Origin of the sequence: Cognatishimia sp. F0-27, assembly GCF_020667845.1 — a bacterium.
Lineage (GTDB): Bacteria > Pseudomonadota > Alphaproteobacteria > Rhodobacterales > Rhodobacteraceae > JAFMPQ01.
Window position 1 is genome coordinate 1 of record NZ_JAFMPQ010000079.1, and the last position, 2,486, is coordinate 2,486.

Below are 2,486 nucleotides of genomic sequence, written 5' to 3' on the forward strand. Positions count from 1 at the left end.
GGCAACGATAGTGTCAGCGGGGGAGACGGCGCTGATACACTTGTCCTAGAGGATGGGTTCGGCACCGATACCCTCACAGGAGGTGAAGGCGGCGCTGACAATGACCTGGTCGACCTTAGCGCGGTGAGTGTCGGTGCCACCGTCACATTTACCGGCGACGAAGCTGGGACGATTACAGACGGCACCAGCACCGCCAGCTTTTCAGAAACCGAACGCCTGACCCTGACCGAACAGGCCGACTTACTTGATGCAACGGCCGACGCTGTCGGCACAAGCGTCGCAGCAGGCGCAGGCAATGACACACTGACGGGTGGCACAGGCAACGACAGCCTGGCCGGAGAAGACGGCAACGACAATCTGGCCGGGGATGCAGGGTCCGACACGCTTTTGGGTGGCGGCGGCGACGATACGATGTCCGGCGGCATTGGCGATGACGTTCTGGATGGCGGTGACGGGGCCGACTCACTCAGCGGCGAACAGGGCAACGACACGCTGTCGGGGGGAGATGGCGCTGACCTGCTGGAGGGGGGCGCGGGCGACAACGTAATCGATGGTGGCTCTGGCAACGATATCCTGACAGCGACGACTGGCGACGACTTCCTCGACGGGGGCGAGGGCGCTGATATCCTCTACGCTGAACTTGGAACCGACACGGTCTTTGGCGGGCTTGGCAACGACACGATTTACGTCGGTGGCGGGAGCGACAGCATTGATGGTGGGGAAGGTTCGGACTCAATTGTTATTGCGGATTCCTTTGGCCCTAACAATACGATTTCAGGAGGGGAAATCGGCGCTGATGCCGACCTGATTGATCTTCAGTACCTTACCAGCGGCGTCGATGTCACTTTTAGCGGTGGCGAGGCTGGCACAATCACCAATGGGGCTGATTCAGCCGAGTTCTCACAAATTGAACTCATTCGATTGACCGGCCACGATGACAGCTTTGATGGAACCGCTGCCGATGCCGCCATCGGGGCCGCTGGCGGTGCGGGCAATGACTCCATGTCCGGTGGCTCTGACAATGACACATTTCTCGGCGGTCTTGGCGACGACACCATCGCGGGCGGTGCGGGGGACGATTACATCGATGGAGGGGACGGCGACGATGTCCTGACCACCGGTCTTGGACAGGATACGCTGATCGGCGGCGCGGGCAACGACACGCTGATGAACTCCGACGGCGATGACAGCCTCGTCGGCGGCGCGGGAAACGACAGCATCGTGGCCACCGGTGGCAACGATACGCTGGAGGGCGGCGACGGCAATGACACGATGGATGGTGGTGCCGACGACGACAGCCTTGAGGGCGGCGCAGGCGACGACCTGATCGAGGGCGGAGAGGGAGATGACATCCTCAGCGGTGGCGACGGAAGCGACACCTTCAATTACGCCCCCGGAGACGGCAATGACACGATCACCGACTTCAATTTCGGCAACAGCGGCTCGCTCGACGATGGCGACAATACCAATAACGACTTCATCGATCTCTCGGCCTTCTACGACGATATCTGGGAGCTGCACGCGGACCAGGCCGACGATGGCATTCTCAACCAGTCCAACACGACCAAACTAAGCGGCAGCGCCGTCGATTATTCAGACAACGCCGCATTCGATGGCGGTTCGATTGAGATGCAGGGCGCCAGCGGCGACAATTCGAGCTTTACCCAAGAAAACACCGGCGTTGTCTGTTTCACCGAGGGGACCGCGATCCGCACGCCTGGTGGCGATTGCCTGATAGAGGAGTTGCGGGTCGGGGACCTCGTCACAACACTTGATAATGGCCCGCAACGCATTCGCTGGATCGGACGGCGACGATTGGACCAACAGGCGCTGCGCGCCAATCCAAACATGCGCCCGGTGCTTTTGCGTCGCGGCGTCCTGGGGTGCGAACGGGATCTGCTCGTTTCACCACAGCACGGATTGGTTATGGGACGGCAAGGGGACAACTTGGTGCGCGCGAAGCACCTTGCAGAAAGCATGAGAGGTGCGCGCATCGCCAACGGAAAACCCGAAGTGACCTACATCCACCTCATGTTCGACGCACACGAGATCATCCTCGCCGAGAACATCCCCTCCGAGAGCTTTTTCCCTGGCCCAATCGCTTTGAAGATGATGGATAACTCGTCTCGAGTTGAATTGTTTACTCTATTTCCGGAACTTTGTGGCGTGCAGGATGATCGAGAAGAGTTGCAGAAGGTCTATGGCCTAACGGCACGCGCTTTTTTAGCCCGGAAAAACGTGAAGTCCTTGGTAAAACAAGTTGTAAGCGTCTGACGCTGATTGAACTCGAGGCGTCCGATCATGGTGATCTTCGAAATGCAGGCTGTCGCTCCCCTCATCAAAGCGAGAGCCTGAATGCCCTCATCTGGGAAATTCACGCTCCGCGGCGACAGCCGCTGACCTGAGACCCGTTTCCTCCTCCATTTTGAGGTAGAGTCCGTCCCAACGAAGGAGACGGACAGAATGAAGAGATTACGGTTCAGCGA

The 2,486-nt window shown here is 59.3% G+C and carries 1 protein-coding gene; it reads left to right on the forward strand.

What is annotated here, in order from left to right; genetic code table 11:
- A partial coding sequence (locus tag J1C49_RS21365; protein WP_227447839.1) for a Hint domain-containing protein occupies window positions 1–2,274 on the forward strand: 2,274 nt, incomplete at its 5' end.
- Window positions 2,275–2,486: the final 212 nt, after the last annotated feature.